Here is a 19,061-nt window from a genome sequence, read left to right on the forward strand (position 1 = left end):
AGTTTTTTTTATTTTTTAAATTCTTGTTTTAGCTGACTTGCTTTCGTTTTATTCTTCATTTTATTCAAATACAAATCATATAGTTTGTCATATGTTGTATTTGAATTTCCTATTTCGTGTGCTTTTTTATAATTGGTTTCAGCTTTAGAATAGCGTTCAAAATACACATCAATATATCCTCTTGCTAAGTAACCGTCAACTTTAGACAAGTTCATTAATTGTGTTGCATATTTTTGGGCTTTGGTTTCACTTCCGCCAACAATTCCCGGTAATTCGATATATAACATTACTAAAGCCCAACGCGTATCTATATGTTTTTCGTCTAATTTGGCAGCAGTTAAAAAAGCAGTTTCAATATCAGAAATCATTCCTAATGCTCTGAATTTATTGACACTTTTAGCTTTCATGCCCATTGCACCACCATATTTGTAATGATAATTTGCAGTAGAAGGAAATTTGAGTTTTAATTTTTCATAAAGAGAAATAGCTTCATCCCATTTTTTTTCTTTTCCAGCAATGTCTCCTAAATATTCTATTGTTTTTGAATGATTAGGATTAGTTTTTAAATAGTCTTCGAATAGCGTTTTTGCATCAGAAAGTTTGTTTTCTGAATACAATTTTTCTGCTTTTTCAAAACTTGATTGAGCTATCATTACTGAAGAAAATAATAAAAAAAATAATAGTTTAATTTTCATTGCTTTAAATTATGCTCAAAAATACTAAAATGATTTTGGTTATTATTTATAAAAAAAATATTTATGCTTAATTCCAACCTTTTTTGTATTTTTCATCTCTATAGTATAAAACACACTTATGTCTGAAAAAATATATCTCGTAATTTTATTTTTAAGTTTAAATTTTGGATTTAGCCAAAACTTTGATTCAAATTGGAAAAAAGTCTATCAATATGAATTAGATGGAAAAATAGAAACTGCTCAAAAAGAAGTTGAATCAATCTATAAAAAAGCCAAACGAAAAAAAGAAGATGTAACGATTGTTAAATGCTTTTTCTATTTGTCAAAATTTGAACAAGTTTTTGATGAAAATGCTCAATCAACAATTATTTCAAACCTTAGAAAAGAGATTAAAGAGGCTTCAAAAGAAAATAAAGCTATACTTAATTATATCTATGCTAAAATTCTGACGGATTATTACAATAACAAAAGGTATCTTATAGGTAAACGAACAAATCTTGAAAACAATTTAAGTACTAACTTTTTAACTTGGACGAGTGAAGATTTTGATGAAGAAATTAATTTTGCTTTCGAAAATTCTTTAGAAAATAGAAAAGCATTAATGGATATTTACATAAATGACCTAAAAGAAATTTTTGAAACTTCTCCCTATTCAAATAATAAAGAAATAAGTGTTTACGAATTTTTATTAGAAAAATATTCAGACCACATTATAAAAAAAATAAGCCAATGGGATTACAAAAATAAACTAGATATAAAAAAATTCAATGATACAGGGTTATATGATTACAATTTATCAAGCTATTATGATTTAAATAAAATTGAACATACTGAAGTAAAAAAAGTAATAGAACTATACGTATCACAAGAACAATATTATCGTATTAATACGAAAGAGAATATTAGAGACAACTATTATATTGAAAGAATTAAATTTCTTTATCGTCTTAAAAAAAACATTTTGTATTTTGATAAAATTAAACAACTAGAAAAAAGTACCAAAAACGAATATTTAAAACAAGATTTACGTTTAGCGAGAGCTAATTTATATTATTCTCAAACTCAAAAAAATTCAAAAGAAAATCTGTATCATAATGCTTTAGCGTTAATTGACACAATACTAAATTCTAAATCAAATCTCAAAACTCTTTCAAATGCTGAAAAATTAAAAAACTCAATAATTGGCAAATCACTAAGAATTGAAATTAAGAACAAAATATATTCAAACGAAAACACTAGAGCTTTCATAACCTATAAGAATATTGATTCAATTACCATCAATTATTATAAGTTTCCTATTGAAGTTGAAAGAAAATTAAACAGTTACGGTTCCAGTAAAAAGGACTCCCTATACATTGATTATATTACAAAAAACAAAGCTATTAAGCGCTTTACTCGAAAAGTATTAAACAAAAAAGACTACTTTGAATATTCTACTGAAATTTTGTTAGAAAAATTAGAAACAGGAAATTATTTACTGTTTATTGAGTCGAATAACAACTCCGACAACAAGAACATAGCATATAGTTTTTCAAAAATTACAGTTTCTAATATTGGAGTTCTAAAAGATAAAGATGTAGCGAATGATTTATTTTATTTTTATGATAATAAAACAGGAAAACCATTAGAAAATGTTATAGTACGAAATAATGAAGAATCAGTTATTTCAGATAAAAATGGCAAGGCAATCATAAAAAAAAGAGCGTATAATCCTAAAAACAATTATGACCGCTCAGAAATCTATTATATAAAAGAAAATGATACCATACTTGAAAATTATAACAAAGGATATTTAGGTATAAATATAGACGAATATGATGATAGGAATTTCGAAGCAAAAGCTATGGTTTACTTTGATCGTGCTATATATAGGCCTGGTCAAAAATTTTTCTTTAAAGCAATTTTAATTCAAAATAAAAAAAATAAAAAAAGTGTCGTTCCCTTTGTAAGTGTTCATGTGGTGATTAATGACGCTAATGATACTGTCTTAAAAGAGTATGACATTCAAACCAACGAATTTGGATCAATCTTTGGGGAATTTGAAATACCAAAAAATATTGTGACAGGAGAATTTTACATTTCAATTGATGAAGCTGAAGATTATAAAATTGATACCGAATATTATGATTCAGAAAATGATGAACATAAATTTTGGGACAATGTTAATTTTAGAAGTTCTGGTAAATTTTCTTTTCATGTAGAAGAATACAAAAGACCAACATTTGAAATAAATTTTTCAAAAATCACAGAAAACTATAAAATTGGAGATACAATTAAATTAAAAGGTAATGCAAAATCTCTAGCGGGTAATAGCCTTACTAATGCAAAAGTTGTCTATGAAATTTCCAATCATGTTTATAAAAAAAATAATAGCTATTCTGGAGATAATAATTTTAAAAGTAAAGAAATTCAAACAAATGAAAATGGTGATTTTATAATAGAATTCTTAGCAAATGATAGCCTATTAGATCTTAATCAGATATTTAGATTAGATTACACTATAAATGTAACAATAACTGACATAAATGGTGAGACTAGAGAAGCTGAAACATTCCTAAAAGTAGGCCTTGAAACGCTTTCATTAACTTCATATATTTCAGAAGAATTAAAAATAGAAGAAAAAAACAACTTAAGAATTGAGACTACAACATTAAATAATCATCCTATTAATGCTAAAGGTAAAATTGAAGTATATTATTTTGAAAAAAAATCATTTTTAAAAAACCGAGAATTTTCATTTCCTGAAATACAAACAATAGAAAGAGAAGAATTTAATAAACTTTTTCCGTTTGAACCTTATAACAAAACTGATACTGAAAGCAAGCAAATATTAATTAAAACAATTGATTTTGACACAAAGTTAACTAATGATACAAATCTTGATTTTTTAACTAAAGAAAAACTTGGTGATTATTATTTATTAATTTCATCAGAAGACGATAATGGAAATTTAATTAAAAACCATAAATATTTTAAATTAAAATCATCTAAATCTCCTTTTTTGAACGAACAGCTATTTTCTTATGTAGACAAAACTAAAGAAGGCTCTGATTTTTTTGAGATAGAAATTCGTTCAATAATCCAAGATTTATATATTACTTCTCGATTTTATGATGATCAACTAATAGTTAAAGAGCAAACTATTCAGTTAATTAATGGCAAAGGAGTATTTAAAATAAATAAAAAGAATGAATATAAAAACGATGTAAGTTTTCATTTCTCTTCTTTTTGGGAAAATGAGTTTGTAAGCACATTTTTTTCAATTAAAAAAGAAATAATTAGTCCAAGAATTAACATTGAGATTCAAAGCTTGAAAAACAAAATAGAACCTGGCAGCGTACAAAATTGGTCTTTTAAAATTTTAAATTCAAAACTAGAAGCTGAAGTTTTGGCCAGTATGTATGATAGTTCATTAGATCAATTTGTAGAAAAGAACTGGGAAGATATTTATCATTATAATCAAACTAACTACCCAGCCTTTCCAAGATTCTATAATGAAGACAAGGAATATCTATATTTCAGAAACTTTAATTTCGCTTTAAAATATCCCGATTATGAAAACAAATTTAACACAGAAATAAACACATTTGGTTTTGATTTCAATACAGTTTATAATGTATATCTAAATAAAAAATACCTGAAATCAATAAAAGGAATAACCAACATACCTAAAAATGCTAAAATAATAACAGGTAATGTGTCAGATGAACTAGGAACTTTAGCTGGTGCAACCGTTGTTGTAAAAGGTACAATAAGAGGAATAACGACAGATTTTGACGGTAATTTTGAAATAGAGGCAAAAGCTGGTGAAGTTTTAGAAGTTTCTTTTGCAGGAAAAAAGAAGAACACATTTATAATTGGTAGTAAAAGACAATATGATGTTATTCTAGAAGAAGGTTTCGTAGGTGATGAAATAGTGTTAACTGGCATTATTGGTGTTTCTAGAAAGGCAGATGCAGTAACTTCATCCTACCAAATAATAAAACATGAAGAAATTAATCAAGCTGCAAATGAAAATGCTGTTCAAGCCTTAGCAGGAAAAGTTTCTGGTTTACAAATAAATACAACTTCAGATGGAAAGACTAAATCAATTGTTTTAAGAGGAAGTCGATCTATCACAGGCAATAATGAAGCTTTAATAATAATTGATGGAACCATAAGCACAGCTAACAATTTACAAACATTAAATTCAAATTTAATCTTAGAAATGAGAGTTATAAAAGGTGGCGAAGGAGCAGCTTTGTATGGTGATAAAGGTGCAAATGGCGTAATTGTAGTTAGTACTAAAAAAGGTTTTCAAGAACTCGCGAATGTAAAAACAAGAACCAATTTTAAGGAGACAGCTTTCTTTTATCCCAATTTAAAAACAGATAAAGACGGAAAAATTTCTTTTGAATTTAAAACACCAGAATCTTTAACAAGATGGAATTTTAGACTTTATGCTCATAACAAAAATGCTGAAACAGGTTATTTTCAAACTGATATTATTTCTCAAAAAGATGTCATGGTACAAACCAACATGCCAAGATTTGTTCGTGAGAAAGATGAAATTAAAATAAGTGCAAAAGTAGTTAACATGACTTCAGAAATAAAAACTGGAATTGCCATGTTACAATTATATGATGCAACAACCAACACTGTTATTGATGAAATTTGTTCAAATAAAGACAACGTTAAAAACTTTTCATGTAAAGCAAAAGAAAGTGTCCCTGTAGAATGGATTATTAAAATCCCTGAAGGATTACAAGGTTTGCAGTATAAAATTGTAGCAAAATCTGGTAATTTCTCTGATGGTGAAGAGAATATTTTACCTGTTCTTTCTAATAAAGTTTTGTTGACAGAAAGTATTCCTATTTGGGTGAAAGGTGAAACGAAAAAGGAATATGAATTTCTTAATCTTAAAAACAATTCGTCTAAAACATTAAAAAATTATTTGTTCACTTTAGAATATACATCAAATCCAACTTGGTTAGCCTTGCAATCGCTTCCTTATTTGATGGAATATGAACATGAATGTGCCGAACAAACTTTTTCAAGATATTACGCAAATTATATTGCGACTCAAATTATTGATAGTAATCCCAAAGTTGCTTCTCTGTTCGAAACATGGAAACAAGAAGGAAATTTGACTTCAAAATTAAATATGAATGAGGAATTAAAATCAATTGTTTTAGCTGAAACTCCATGGTTATTAGATGCACAAAATGAAGAATCGAAAAACAAAAGACTTGCTCTTTTAATGGATTTAAACACTATGAAAGAATCTATGGAATCTACTTTGAAAAAATTGAAAGAAAAACAAAATCCTTCTGGCGCTTTTTCTTGGTTTGATGGTGGCGATGATAATCTTTACATTACGCAACATATTGTAAAAGGTTTAGGTCATTTAGGCAAACTTTTTCCTGAAAAGGATTCAATTTATAATAGTGTTGCAGAAAAAGCTATTCCATATTTAGATCAAAAATACATCAGTAATAGTTGGTTGAAAAATCAGAGAATCAATTATTATACCTATTCTAATCTACATTATTTATATGCTAGAAGTTTTTATGTTGAAAAACAACCAGTTTCTAAAAAAATAGATTCTATAATCAACATTCAAAAAGTAGAATTTAAAAAAGATTGGCTGACTTATAATTTATATTCTAAGGCATTATTGTCTTTAACGATGTATAGATTTGGAGATAAAACTTTCGCGAAAAAAATCTTAACAAACTTAAAAGAATCTGCTGCAAGAAATGAAGACAACGGAATGTATTGGATAGAAAACACTAACGGTTACTATTGGTATCAATCTTCTATAGAAACGCAAGCTATGCTTATTGAGGCTTTCACTGAAATTGAAAATGACGACAAAATTGTAGATGAATTAAAAGTTTGGTTGTTAAAAAACAAGCAAGTCAATAAATGGTCTACAACTAAATCAACAACTGAAGCTGTTTATGCCTTATTATTGGAAGGAAGTGATTGGACTTCTTTAAAAGACAACACAAAATTTACAATTGGAAATGAAAAAATATTTACTAAAAAACTATCTGAAAAAGATAAAGAAGCCGAAACCGGTTATATAAAACTAAATTGGAAAGCAGATGAAATTTCCAAAGAAATGGGAACAATTAAAATTGATAACAAATCTAAAGTTCCTGGTTACGGTGGTGTTTATTGGCAATATTTTGAGAATTTAGAAAACATTAAAACAGATAGCACTAAGATATTATACATTACTAAAACACTTTACAAGAAAGTTAAAACATCAAAAGGAAATGAATTAATCGAAATGAATAAAGAATCTTTAAAAACCGGAGATTCAATTACAATTAGATTAGTTTTAAAAACTGAAAGTGATTTAGAATTTGTGCATTTAAAAGATTTAAGAGCTTCATGTTTTGAACCTGTTGATGTAATTTCTAACTATGAATGGAAAGACAATTTATCTTATTATAAAAGCACAAAAGATGTCGCAACGCATTTCTTTTTCGATAAAATAAATAAAGGAACATATGTTTTAGAATATGATGTTAGAATAAACAACTCTGGAAATTTTAATGATGGTATAGCAACTCTACAAAGTATGTATGCTCCAGAATTTTCAGCACATTCAACAAGTACAACAATTAAAGTTGATTAATTAAACTAACAAAAAAAAGGCTTTCTAAATATAGAAAGCCTTTTTTTTATTGTTAACTAGAATATTATTCTACCTCAACATTTAACATTTTCCATAATTTATCTTTCAATTCTCCTAATCCTACATTAGTGATTGAAGAAATAAACATATATGGCGTTCCTTTAAATTCTTTATCTAATTGAGCTTTTAATTCTGTTTTTAATTCTTCATCAAGCATATCCGATTTAGAAATCACAACTAATCTGTCTTTATCCAACATTTCAGGATTGTATCTTCTTAACTCATCTAATAAAATTTCGTACTCTTTTTTAATGTCATCAGCATCAGCTGGAACTAAAAATAACAAAGTCGAATTTCGTTCAATATGTCTCAAAAAATAATGCCCTAAACCTTTTCCTTCTGCTGCACCTTCAATAATACCTGGAATATCTGCAATTACAAAGGATTGAAATTCTTTATAAGCAACGATTCCTAAATTAGGCTTTAAAGTTGTAAAAGGATAATCGGCAATTTTTGGTTTTGCAGAAGTTAATACTGATAATAAAGTCGATTTTCCTGCATTTGGAAATCCTACTAAACCTACATCCGCTAAAACTTTTAATTCTAAAATGATATCAACTTCTTCAGTTGGCATTCCTGGTTGAGCATATCTTGGTGTTTGATTAACTGAATTTCTAAAATTCCAGTTTCCTAAACCACCTTTTCCTCCTTTTGCAAGAATTTTTGTTTCATCATGTTCTGTAATTTCAAATAAAACATCACCAGTTTCTTTGTCTTTTACAATTGTACCTAATGGAACTTCAATATATTTATCACCACCATCTGAACCAGAACTTCTCGAACTTCCTCCATCACCACCGTGACCCGCTTTTACGTGACGCAAGAATTTTAGACTAAATAATGTCCAAAGATTTTTATTTCCTCTAACATAAACGTGTCCACCACGACCACCATCTCCACCATCTGGACCACCTTTTTCAATAAATTTTTCTCTATGTAAATGCGACGAACCTTTACCTCCTTTTCCGGAAGAAACATATATTTTTACGTAGTCGACGAAATTTCCTTCTGTCATAACTTTAATTAGTGATTAGCAATTAGTAATTAGTGATTAGCTAATTTCCATGCTGAAATTATTTTTGCAAAGGTAAGATTTATTACTCAAACTACTATTTTATTCTTTATTGATGTTTTTTACTAAAATTTTATCAATTTTTACCCCATCCATATCAATTACTTCAAACTCTAATTTATTCCAAATTAATTTCTGACCTTGTTTCGGAATTGCTCCTAATTCAGTAATGATTAAACCACTAACTGTTGTGACTTCATAATCTGACAAATAATCATCCATTTCAAAATAAGTCAGAAAATCATGTAGTGAATAATGCCCATCAACCAACCAAGAACCATCTTCTCTTGCTAATAGTTGAAATTCTTCTTGATAAAAATCGGAAGCATCACCAACCAAAGCTTCTAAAATATCATTTAAAGTAATCATTCCCTGAAAAACTCCATGCTCATCAGTCACCAATGCATAATGAATTTTTGAGGTTTTAAAATGTTCTAATGCTTTATAAGCTAAAGTATATTCGATGAAATAAATGGGTTCACTTACAAATTGTTTTAAATCGAAATCTCCAGTTTCAAAATTTGAAAACAATTCTTTTAAGGAAACAATTCCAACTACGTTGTCCAAATTATCTTTACAAACAGGGTAAAAAGAATGTAAATTTTCTAAAATTTTAGCTCTAATTTCTTCTGTTGTGTCTTGTTGAGATAAATATACTACTGAATTTCTATGTGTCATAAGAGAGTTTACTTTTCTATCTCCAATATGAAAAACACGTTCAACGATGTCTTGCTCAATTTCCTGGACTTCTCCACCTTCTGTTCCTTCTTTTATAATGGCTTTGATTTCTTCTTCCGTAACTTTTCCGTCAGCTGAAGGTTTTATTTGTAACACTTTCAATAAAAACTCAGTTGAAATCGTCAACAACCAAATAAATGGCATCGTAATTTTTGACATATATTTCATAGGAATGGCCAAAGCTTTTGCAATTCCTTCTGGATGATTCAAACCAATTCGTTTGGGTAATAATTCGCCTAAAACTAAGGAGAAAAACGTCAAAATTATTACAACTATAGCAACGGCAATTGAATCTGCATAAGGTTGTAAAACTTCAAACGAACTAACAAAATTTTTAACATCTGTAGTGATTTTATCTCCAGAAAAAATACCTGTTAGAATTCCGATTAAGGTAATTCCGATTTGAACAGTTGATAAAAATTTATTGGGAGAATTAGCTAATTCTAAAGCAGCTTTTGCTTTTATATTTCCTTTTTTGGCTGCTGTTTCTAAACGAGTTTTTCTTGCAGAAATTAAAGCAATTTCAGACATTGAAAAAACGCCATTTAATAGAATTAAGAATAATATAATAAGTATTTCCATAAGTAAAGTTATAAAAAAAGAGCTATTTAAATGAATAGCTCTTTAATGATTACAAATATCTAAAAAAAATTATAAAGTATCTATAACAGCACTTAATCTTTCTGTGACTTCTGCAATACTTCCAATTCCGTCAACCGATTTGAATTTATCTTGTGCTTTGTAATAATCCATCAAAGGAGCCGTTTTTTGATTATATTCATCATAACGATTTCTGATTTTGTCTTCGTCTTGATCGTCTGGCCTTCCTGATGTCTTCCCTCTTTCTAACAAACGTTGTACTAAAATTTCATCATCAGCATCTAAAGCAACTGTGGCAGTGATTCCTTGATTTTTAGAAGTCAAAAACAGATCTAAAGCTTCAGCTTGAGCAATCGTTCTTGGAAAACCATCAAACAAAAATCCTTTTGCCTCTGGATTTCTATCTACTTCACTTTGTAACATTTTAATGGTTACTTCATCTGGAACTAAATCACCTTTATCCATAAAAGTTTTAGCTAACTTACCTAATTCTGTTTCATTTTTAATGTTAAACCTAAAAATATCACCCGTTGAAAGATGTACTAAATTATATTTTTCCTTTAAAAAATCGGCTTGAGTTCCCTTACCTGCTCCAGGTTTTCCGAATAAAACTATATTAATCATTTGTGTTTGTGTGTTTTCTATGGCTAATTGATAAACATCTGGTATATTTCTTCCTAATCCATTATAATCTAGACCAAATCCAACTATGAATTTATTTGGAATACGAATACCTATATAATCTAATTTGATATCTTTTTTATAAGCTTCTGGTTTAAAAAAAAGGGTTGCAATTTTTAAATGCTTTACTTTTTTCTCTTTAAATATTCTTTTTAATTCTTCTATTGTGTTTCCAGTATCAACAATATCTTCAACAATTACAACGGTTTTTCCTTCTAAATCTTCGTTTAAACCGATTAATTGTTTTACTTCATTTGTTGTTTCTGTTCCTTCATAAGAAGCTAATTTTACGAAACTCACTTCGCACATTCCTCTATAATATTTCATTAAATCTGAAATAACTTTAAAAGAACCATTCAAAACTCCAATAAAAACAGGAACTTCGTCAAAAAAATCATCATCCATTTGTTTTGCCATATTTTGAATTGCAAAATCTATTTCGTCTGATGAGATAAAAGGTTCAAAATGTTTATCGTGTAATTTTATCATTGTGTAGTTGTTCCGATTAAAATCGGTTTTGTTGTTTGTAAAGAAAAATAAACAACAAATTTACTAAACATGAAAGGATTACGAATAAAGTATTTCAACTTTTTTGCAAAATTGATATATTTACAACATGAAATCGTCACAAACGCTATTTGCTTTAGCAAAAACCTTAAAAAAACGATAACGTATATGACCTTTAAAAAATAAATATTTCCATATATGAATTCAGAAATGTTTGCAAAAATTGACCAAAGTACAGCTCACAAAAAAAGCAGAATTACAGTAAGTAATTTTGCCATGAAAAACGATGAAAATTTAGCTGAATTAATCGAAATTGCTTTTGATATTTCCCACAAAAATCACGTAAAAGCCTTTTGGTCATTAGAATTAGTTTGCAATAAAAAACTAAAAATGTTCGTTCCCTATTTAGATAGGTTTTGTGAAATTTTCCCCAAATTGAAAGATGATTCAGCTGTTAGACCAGCCACAAAAATTTGTATGTTTTTAGCCAAAAGCAATCACAGAAAAAACGGAATTGAGTTGTCAAAAGACCAAGAACACACTATTATTGAAAATTTAGTAGATCGATTAATTCAAAATGAAAAAGTAGCTGCAAAAGTATATTCCATGAAAGCTTTATTTGTTTTAGGAAAAAAATACCATTGGATTTACGAGGAATTAAAGCCAATAATCACGCAAGATGCTTTTGAACATTCAGCAGCTTATCAAGCTTGTGCGCGTAATATTTTGAAGAAAATTTAAGTTTTTGTCATTTCTAAATTTGATTTTTAGCATTTGGAAAATGGAATTTATATCTTTGCTCAAACACAACTACAAATGAATTATTTCTCTTCTGATTTTAAATTAGGAATTTTAGGTGGTGGTCAATTAGGCAAAATGCTTTTGGCTGACACAAGAAAATTTGACATCCAAACTTTAGTGCTTGATCCAAGTGAAGAAGCACCATCGCAATTTGGCTGTAATGCTTTCTATAAAGGAAGTTTAATGGATTTTGACACGGTTTACAAATTTGGAAAAATGGTCAATTTATTGACAATCGAAATTGAAAACGTAAATCTCGACGCTTTAGACAAACTAGAAGAAGAAGGTTTAGCTGTTTTTCCATCTCCAAAAACCTTACGTTTAATTCAAAACAAAGGAAAACAGAAAGATTTTTATGTCGAAAAAAATATTCCTACTTCAAAACATTTGCGTTTAGTTGGTTTAAATGATTTAAAACAATCTCTTGAAAAAGACGAATTAGAGTTTCCTTTTGTATGGAAATGTGCTCAATTTGGTTATGATGGAAATGGTGTAAAAGTTTGTCGTTCTGCTTTAGATTTAATCAATCTACCAGATGTGGAATGTATTGCTGAAGATATGATTCCGTTTAAAAATGAATTGGCAGTAATTGTTGTTCGTTCTTTTTCAGGTGAAGTTAAAACCTATCCTGTTGTAGAAATGGAATTTCATCCTGAAGCTAATCAAGTTGAATATGTAATTTGTCCAGCAAGAATTGACGAAAAAGTTGCTCAAAAAGCAATTGATGTTGCCTTAAAAGTTTCTGAGAGTTTCAATCATGTTGGTTTATTAGCTGTTGAAATGTTTCAAACAGAAGATGATGAAATTTTAGTAAACGAAGTCGCACCAAGACCGCACAATTCTGGACATTATTCTATTGAAGCAAGTTACACATCACAATTTGAAAATCATTTACGTGCCATTTTAAATCTTCCTTTAGGAAATACAGCAAGCAAAGTTGCCGGAATTATGGTAAATTTGGTTGGCGAAGAAGGTTTTGAAGGTCAAGTTGTGTATGAAAACATAGAAAAAATAATGGCAATTGATGGTGTAACACCTCATATTTACGGAAAAAGACAAACTAGACCTTTCAGAAAAATGGGTCACGTTACAATTGTAAACGAAGATATGGTTGAAGCTAGGAAGATTGCTGAGGAAGTTAAGAAAAGTATTCGAGTAATTAGTGAGCAGTAATTAGTGTTCAGGTTTTTAAAACATTATGCAATGAATGAATTAGAAAAATCAGGAAAAATGAAAACAATTTTATTAGCAATAAGTATATTATTAATTTCAATTCATACAATTTATTTCTACCATTCAATAAGACCTGAGTTTGAAACAAAAAAAATTATCCAACAAATTATTAGGTTTTCCTTAACTTTTGCCCTGCTTTATTTTGTTTATGTAGGAAAAAAATGGGCTAAAAATATTTCAATCATATTATTTTCAATTGGATTATTAGGAGCAATTTACGCTTTTTCAAGTAATGAAGAATTGCCATTAATTTTAAAAACCCCTTTCATCGTGATGACATTAGTATATAGTATTGCTATTTATCATTTCGCTTTTTCTAAAAGTTTTAAAGCTTTTTTTGAATACCAAAATAACAAAGAAATTTACAAACAACATTAAACTAAAAAAATGAAAGTAGCCATCATAATGGGTTCAAAATCCGATTTACCAGTAATGCAAGATGCCATCGATATCTTAAACGGATTTGATATTGAAATCGAAGTAGATATTGTTTCGGCACACAGAACTCCAGAAAAATTATTTGATTTTAGTCAAAATGCACATACTCGTGGAATTTCAGTAATTATTGCTGGAGCTGGTGGTGCTGCTCATTTACCTGGAATGGTTGCTTCTATGTCTCCGTTACCTGTGATTGGTGTTCCTGTAAAATCTAGCAATTCTATTGATGGTTGGGATTCTGTTTTATCTATTTTACAAATGCCTGGTGGTGTTCCTGTAGCAACTGTTGCTTTAAACGGTGCCAAAAATGCTGGAATTCTTGCTGCTCAAATTATTGGAACTTCTGACAAATGTGTGCTTGATAAAATCATTGCTTACAAAGAAGGATTAAAGCAAACCGTTTTAAAATCTTCAGAAGAATTAAAAAAATAAAATTTAATTTTCATAAAATAACCCTTTCAGAAATTAAAACTCAGAAAGGGTTTAATAATAAAAAAATGACACTACTTACTCAAACATTCCATACAAAATTCGAAACAGCTCCATTTTCGCAAATTAAAATGGAAGATTACAAACCTGCTTTTGAAGAAAATATCAAAAATGCAAAAGCTGAAATCGATGCCATAATAAATAATCCAGAATCTCTAACTTTTGAAAATACTTTGGAAGCTTTAGATTTTGCAGGAAATCCTTTAGATAGATTATCGTCTATTTTCTTCAATCTAAATTCGGCTGAAACTTCTGAAGAAATGCAAAAAATAGCACAAGAAGTTTCTCCATTACTGACAGAATTCAGTAATGACATTACTTTAAATGAAGATTTATTCAAAAAAATAAAAGCAATACACGATCAAAAAAATGATTTAACTTTAACTACGGAACAACAAACTTTATTAGACAAAAAATACAAAAGTTTTGTTAGAAATGGTGCTTTGTTGAATGACGAACAAAAAACAAAACTTCGTGAAATTGACACACAATTAGCCAAACTGAAACTGACTTATGGTGAAAATGTTTTAGCTGAAACCAACAATTATCAGTTACACATTACAAATGAAGCCGATTTAAAAGGTTTGCCTGAAGGTGTAATCGAAGCTGCAAAGTCAGAAGCAGAAAACAGAAAACTAGAAGGCTGGGTATTTACTTTAGATTATCCAAGTTACATTCCTTTTTTGACATATGCGGATAATCGTGAATTGCGAAAAGAACTTGCTACTGCAGCAGGAAAAAAAGCATTTCAAAACAATGAATTTGACAATCAAAATAACGTAAAAGATATTGTTCGTTTGCGTCATGAACGAGCTAATTTATTGGGTTATCCTTCACATGCTCATTTTGTTTTGGAAGAACGTATGGCTCAAAATCCAGATAAAGTAATTTCATTTTTGAATGATTTATTAGAAAAAGCCAAACCTGCAGCCGAAAAAGAATTTTCAGAATTAACTGCTTTCGCGAAAGAATTAAACGGAATTGATCATTTAGAAAAATGGGATGGTGCTTATTATTCTGAAAAAATGAAACAAAAATTATTTAATTTGGATGATGAAAAACTAAAACCCTATTTCAAATTACAAAATGTTTTAAACGGTGCTTTTACAATTGCTAAAAAACTATACGGATTAACCTTCACAGAAGCTTTTGATATTGAAAAATACCATAAAGATGTTACAACTTACGAAGTAACGGATGAAGATAACCAATTAGTAGCTGTTTTTTATGCTGACTTTTTTCCAAGAAAAGGAAAACGAAATGGTGCTTGGATGACTTCATTTAAATCACAATCGATTAGAAATAGTAAAAACGACAGACCACATATTTCAAATGTGTGCAACTTCACCCCACCAACAGCGACTAAACCTTCACTCCTAACCTTTAATGAAGTAACAACTTTATTTCACGAGTTTGGTCATGGTTTGCACGGAATGTTAGCCAACACGGTTTATCCAAGTTTATCTGGAACTTCTGTCTATTGGGATTTTGTGGAATTACCAAGTCAAGTGATGGAAAATTGGTGCTATGAACCAGAAGCTTTAGCATTATTTGCTAAACATTATGAAACTGGAGAAATTATCCCTCAAGAATATGTAGAAAAAATCAAAGAAAGTGCGAGTTTTCAAGAAGGAATGGCTACAATGCGACAAATAAGTTTTGGTTTACTAGATATGACATATCACGGAAAACCACAAATAATAGATGATGTAAAAGCATTTGAAGAAAAAGCATTTGAAAACACAAAACTATATCCAGATGTTGCAGAAAATTGCATGAGTACATCTTTTTCTCATATTTTCCAAGGTGGTTATTCTTCTGGATATTACAGTTACAAATGGGCAGAAGTGTTAGATGCTGATGCATTTGCTTATTTTCAAGAAGAAGGCATTTTTGATAAAGAAGTGGCTACAAAATTCAAAGAAAATGTACTTTCAAAAGGTGGAACAGAACATCCAATGACTCTGTACAAAAAATTTAGAGGCCAAGAACCAAAACCTGAAGCGCTGCTGAAACGTGCTGGGTTGATTTAAAAATAAGTTAGCAGTTATTCCAAAAAAAATCGTTAATAAATGAAAAATAAAGATTTAGAATTTACTATTAGAAGAGGAATTTTTGATAATGCTCCAAGAAAGTTAATTTTAAATCCAGAATTCATAAAATTTCAAAGTAATGATTCTGTAGATAATCCATATACAATTTTTGAAGTAAATGAAATTGCTGAACTTAGATTTGGAATGAAATGGATTTCTATAGAAGTTACTTTTGGAAGAGAATATTTTATTTACATAAGAAATACTGAAAAAAAAATTATTAAAATAAACTTCAGTACTTATTTTGGAAATAAAAAAACTGAATATCAAAATCTCTATCGCGAAATAATAATTAATCTTGAAAATTTATATTTTGGAAAAATTGTAGAAGAATATTTAAAAAAATATCAACGTAAAGAAAGTTTTCAAATTAATGATGTATATTTTTCAGAAGAAAATGTAAAAATTGGAGGAAACGGAATAATTAAAGGAAGTGAAAAAATAATTTCTTGGGAAAACTTAAGAATTAAAGATTATTATTCAAATATAACTATTTATAGTGCTGAAAACTCTAAAGAAATTAATCGAGGTTTTAGCTATTTAGAAGATTGGAATTCGCTCGTTTTATGTAGCTTTCTAAAAAGTGTATTAAAATATAGAGAAAGTGAAAAGAAAAAGGTAAATGACAAGAACAACTGCTAACAACGGTTTTGTTCAATGGCTTGGGCTTGGTTTTTCCTTCGGAAAAACCTCTATGATTCGTAATTTTGTTTTATATTTGTTTTGGTCAGTGCTTAATCACAAGCCACTGAAACAAAGCCGTAAAACGATAACCGAATTCCAATAGTTCGGTTTCTTTTTAAAAAAAACTTTCATTTATTATTGAAACTTTAAAAACTTTTATATATCTTTGTTTTATCAAATTAAATCAATTCTTAAATGGAATTCAAAGAAGCAAAAAATAAATTCGTTCAAACTTGGGGTGCATTAGGCAGTCAATGGGGAATTAACAAAACCATGGCTCAAATTCACGCTCTATTAATGGTTAGTAACGAATCTATTTCTATGGAAGACGTTATGGAAGAATTACAAATTTCTCGTGGAAATGCTTCAATGAATCTACGTGCTTTAATGGATTGGGGAATTGTTTACAAAGAATACAAAGCCGGTGAAAGAAGAGAGTTTTTTACAGCCGAAAAAGATTTAGACGAATTAGCCGTAAAAATCGCAAGGGAAAGAAGCAAAAGAGAAATCAGACCTGCTTTGAAAGTTTTAAAAGAAGTATCGTCTATAAAAGCTGATGCAACCTTAGAAGAAAGACATTTTGTAGATCAAACTACCAAATTATACGATTTTGTTTTAAAAGCTGACAATATGTTAGAAAAAGCTACAGAATTTAAAGACAACTGGTTAGGACGATTGGTTATAAAAATTATGAAGTAGAAACTGAAACAAAAAAATTTAACTTAAACTTTCATTTATTTCTGAAAGTTGTATAAAAACAAAAAATATGAGCTTTTTAACTGCAGAATGGAATGATTTACTTTTCATCAATTACGAGATCGATTCAAAATTGCTAGAAAAATATGTTCCAAAAGGAACTGAATTAGATTTATGGAATAACAAATGTTACATAAGTCTAATAGGTTTTATGTTTGAAAACGTAAAAGTCTTAGGTTTTAAAATTCCATATCACGTAAATTTTGAAGAAGTAAATTTACGTTTTTACGTCAAACGTTTCGAAAATGGAATTTGGAAACGAGGCGTTGTATTTGTCAAAGAAATTGTACCTAAGCATGCTATAACAATTGTTGCTAATACTTTGTACAATGAACATTATCAGACCTTACCTATGCGTCACACTAGAACTTCTGATGCTAATTCGCTACAATTCAAATATGATTGGAAAAACAACAATTATTGGAATTCGATTGCAGTAAAAACAAAAAAAGAACTTCTTCCTATTGAAAAAAATTCCGAAGCCGAATTCATATCAGAACATTACTATGGTTATACCAAATCAAACCAAAAGAGAACGGTAGAATATGAAGTTACTCATCCAAAATGGCAACAACTAGAAGTTATGGACTATCAAGTTGATGTTGATTTTGAATTGGTTTATGGAAAAGAATTTGCCTTCCTTCAGCATCAAAAACCAGTTTCATGTTTTATGGCAAAAGGTTCTAAAATTACGATTGAAGGAAAAAAAACTATAAAAGAATAGCAAGTCAAAACTTAGATTTCTTCAAAAGAAAACAGAGCATTTAACTATGAAAACACTAAACAACCAAACTCTAATTTACGATGAAGATTGTCCAATGTGTAATATTTATACTTCTGGATTCATAAAAGCAAAAATGTTAGATTCTCAAGGCAGAAAGTCATTTGAAAATATAACTATTGAAGAGAAAAACTATATTGATTTGGATAGAGCTAAAAATGAAATAGCGTTAGTTCATATTAAAAACAAAACTACATTATATGGAATTGATAGTTTGCTAAAAATAATTGGTTATTCGTTTCCATGGGTGGAGAAAACAGGCACTATAAAACCAATTAATTTCTTCTTGAAAAAATTTGACAAATTCATTTCTTATAACAGAAAGGTTATTGCACCTAGTAAAATCAAAAACAACATTCAATGTACTCCAGATTTTAATGTAAAATATAGAACTTTATATATACTTTTTGCAACTCTTTTTACAGCAATAACTTTATTTCAATATTCAAAATCAATTGTATTGTTGCCAAAAGCTACTTTCCTTAGAGAACTATTTTTAGCCATTGGACAAATAGGATTTCAATATTTGTTTATTCAAAAATTAAGCAAACAAAAACAACTTAATTATATAGGTAATTTAGTTACTGTTTCAGTAATGGGAAGTTTATTTTTATTACCAATTATATTCTTGAATAAATATATTTTTTTAAATGAATATTTGATTTTAGGCTGGTTTAGTTTAACCGTGAATTTAATGGTTTTAGAACATTACAGAAGAACAACTATTTTAGAATTGCCTAAACATTTAACCTTAACTTGGATCTTGTATAGAGTAATTGCTTTAATAATAATCTTAACTTTATAA

General features: G+C 28.6%; 14 protein-coding genes. 10 read left to right on the top strand and 4 right to left on the bottom strand.

From position 1 onward, the window contains the following. Nucleotides 1-8: 8 nt before the first annotated feature. Nucleotides 9-695 (bottom strand): tetratricopeptide repeat protein, encoded by a 687-nt coding sequence (locus tag AACZ53_RS00870; RefSeq protein WP_339833616.1) that lies wholly within the window; start codon nt 693-695, stop codon nt 9-11. 118 nt (nt 696-813) lie between these two features. Here AACZ53_RS00870 and AACZ53_RS00875 point away from each other — a divergent pair, with 118 nt between their 5' ends. Further along, on the top strand, nt 814-7,323 hold the full coding sequence (locus AACZ53_RS00875) for an alpha-2-macroglobulin family protein (RefSeq protein ID WP_339833619.1): 6,510 nt from the start codon (nt 814-816) through the stop codon (nt 7,321-7,323). A gap of 64 nt (nt 7,324-7,387) precedes the next feature. On the opposite strand, the gene obgE is transcribed toward AACZ53_RS00875, so the two are convergent. From obgE to AACZ53_RS00890, 3 genes are all read right to left on the bottom strand, one after another. Then, the gene (gene obgE / locus AACZ53_RS00880; protein ID WP_339833621.1) at nt 7,388-8,398 is read right to left on the bottom strand and encodes a GTPase ObgE; all 1,011 of its coding nucleotides are present in this window, start codon (nt 8,396-8,398) and stop codon (nt 7,388-7,390) included. Nucleotides 8,399-8,497: 99 nt separating this feature from the next. After that, nucleotides 8,498-9,775 carry a hemolysin family protein gene (locus AACZ53_RS00885; protein WP_339833623.1) on the bottom strand — a complete coding sequence of 426 codons (1,278 nt, stop codon included), beginning with the start codon at nt 9,773-9,775 and terminating at the stop codon, nt 8,498-8,500. Nucleotides 9,776-9,844: 69 nt separating this feature from the next. After that, nucleotides 9,845-10,963 carry an adenylate kinase gene (locus AACZ53_RS00890; RefSeq protein ID WP_339833625.1) on the bottom strand — a complete coding sequence of 373 codons (1,119 nt, stop codon included), beginning with the start codon at nt 10,961-10,963 and terminating at the stop codon, nt 9,845-9,847. A gap of 216 nt (nt 10,964-11,179) precedes the next feature. Here AACZ53_RS00890 and AACZ53_RS00895 point away from each other — a divergent pair, with 216 nt between their 5' ends. The 9 genes from AACZ53_RS00895 to AACZ53_RS00935 all read left to right on the top strand — a co-directional run bounded on the left by AACZ53_RS00895 (nt 11,180) and on the right by AACZ53_RS00935 (nt 19,061). Next, the gene (locus AACZ53_RS00895; RefSeq protein WP_339833627.1) at nt 11,180-11,722 is read left to right on the top strand and encodes a hypothetical protein; all 543 of its coding nucleotides are present in this window, start codon (nt 11,180-11,182) and stop codon (nt 11,720-11,722) included. A gap of 75 nt (nt 11,723-11,797) precedes the next feature. Beyond that, nucleotides 11,798-12,955 (top strand): 5-(carboxyamino)imidazole ribonucleotide synthase, encoded by a 1,158-nt coding sequence (locus AACZ53_RS00900; protein ID WP_339833629.1) that lies wholly within the window; start codon nt 11,798-11,800, stop codon nt 12,953-12,955. A gap of 30 nt (nt 12,956-12,985) precedes the next feature. Then, nucleotides 12,986-13,393: a hypothetical protein gene (locus tag AACZ53_RS00905; RefSeq protein ID WP_339833632.1), complete on the top strand. Its 408-nt coding sequence runs from the start codon at nt 12,986-12,988 to the stop codon at nt 13,391-13,393. 9 nt (nt 13,394-13,402) lie between these two features. After that, entirely contained in the window at nt 13,403-13,885 is a 483-nt protein-coding gene (purE, locus tag AACZ53_RS00910; protein ID WP_026717825.1) for a 5-(carboxyamino)imidazole ribonucleotide mutase, read from the top strand. A 65-nt stretch (nt 13,886-13,950) separates the two neighbouring features. Beyond that, complete coding sequence (locus tag AACZ53_RS00915) at nt 13,951-15,975, top strand: M3 family metallopeptidase (RefSeq protein ID WP_339833635.1); 2,025 nt, start codon at nt 13,951-13,953, stop codon at nt 15,973-15,975. Between the two features lie 39 nt (nt 15,976-16,014). After that, nucleotides 16,015-16,677 (top strand): hypothetical protein, encoded by a 663-nt coding sequence (locus AACZ53_RS00920; RefSeq protein WP_339833637.1) that lies wholly within the window; start codon nt 16,015-16,017, stop codon nt 16,675-16,677. Between the two features lie 237 nt (nt 16,678-16,914). Beyond that, nucleotides 16,915-17,418 carry a transcriptional regulator gene (locus tag AACZ53_RS00925; RefSeq protein ID WP_339833640.1) on the top strand — a complete coding sequence of 168 codons (504 nt, stop codon included), beginning with the start codon at nt 16,915-16,917 and terminating at the stop codon, nt 17,416-17,418. A gap of 67 nt (nt 17,419-17,485) precedes the next feature. Continuing rightward, entirely contained in the window at nt 17,486-18,199 is a 714-nt protein-coding gene (locus tag AACZ53_RS00930; protein WP_339833643.1) for a DUF2071 domain-containing protein, read from the top strand. Nucleotides 18,200-18,245: 46 nt separating this feature from the next. Further along, entirely contained in the window at nt 18,246-19,061 is an 816-nt protein-coding gene (locus AACZ53_RS00935; RefSeq protein WP_339833645.1) for a hypothetical protein, read from the top strand.

The organism is uncultured Flavobacterium sp. (genome assembly GCF_963975005.1).
In the GTDB taxonomy this organism is placed as follows: Bacteria; Bacteroidota; Bacteroidia; order Flavobacteriales; family Flavobacteriaceae; genus Flavobacterium.

Coding starts and splice junctions, on each gene's coding strand:
- AACZ53_RS00870 (WP_339833616.1), bottom strand. CDS start 695: ATGAAAATTAAACTATTATTTTTTTTATTATTTTCTTCAGTAATGATA.
- AACZ53_RS00875 (WP_339833619.1), top strand. CDS start 814: ATGTCTGAAAAAATATATCTCGTAATTTTATTTTTAAGTTTAAATTTT.
- obgE (WP_339833621.1), bottom strand. CDS start 8,398: ATGACAGAAGGAAATTTCGTCGACTACGTAAAAATATATGTTTCTTCC.
- AACZ53_RS00885 (WP_339833623.1), bottom strand. CDS start 9,775: ATGGAAATACTTATTATATTATTCTTAATTCTATTAAATGGCGTTTTT.
- AACZ53_RS00890 (WP_339833625.1), bottom strand. CDS start 10,963: ATGATAAAATTACACGATAAACATTTTGAACCTTTTATCTCATCAGAC.
- AACZ53_RS00895 (WP_339833627.1), top strand. CDS start 11,180: ATGAATTCAGAAATGTTTGCAAAAATTGACCAAAGTACAGCTCACAAA.
- AACZ53_RS00900 (WP_339833629.1), top strand. CDS start 11,798: ATGAATTATTTCTCTTCTGATTTTAAATTAGGAATTTTAGGTGGTGGT.
- AACZ53_RS00905 (WP_339833632.1), top strand. CDS start 12,986: ATGAATGAATTAGAAAAATCAGGAAAAATGAAAACAATTTTATTAGCA.
- purE (WP_026717825.1), top strand. CDS start 13,403: ATGAAAGTAGCCATCATAATGGGTTCAAAATCCGATTTACCAGTAATG.
- AACZ53_RS00915 (WP_339833635.1), top strand. CDS start 13,951: ATGACACTACTTACTCAAACATTCCATACAAAATTCGAAACAGCTCCA.
- AACZ53_RS00920 (WP_339833637.1), top strand. CDS start 16,015: ATGAAAAATAAAGATTTAGAATTTACTATTAGAAGAGGAATTTTTGAT.
- AACZ53_RS00925 (WP_339833640.1), top strand. CDS start 16,915: ATGGAATTCAAAGAAGCAAAAAATAAATTCGTTCAAACTTGGGGTGCA.
- AACZ53_RS00930 (WP_339833643.1), top strand. CDS start 17,486: ATGAGCTTTTTAACTGCAGAATGGAATGATTTACTTTTCATCAATTAC.
- AACZ53_RS00935 (WP_339833645.1), top strand. CDS start 18,246: ATGAAAACACTAAACAACCAAACTCTAATTTACGATGAAGATTGTCCA.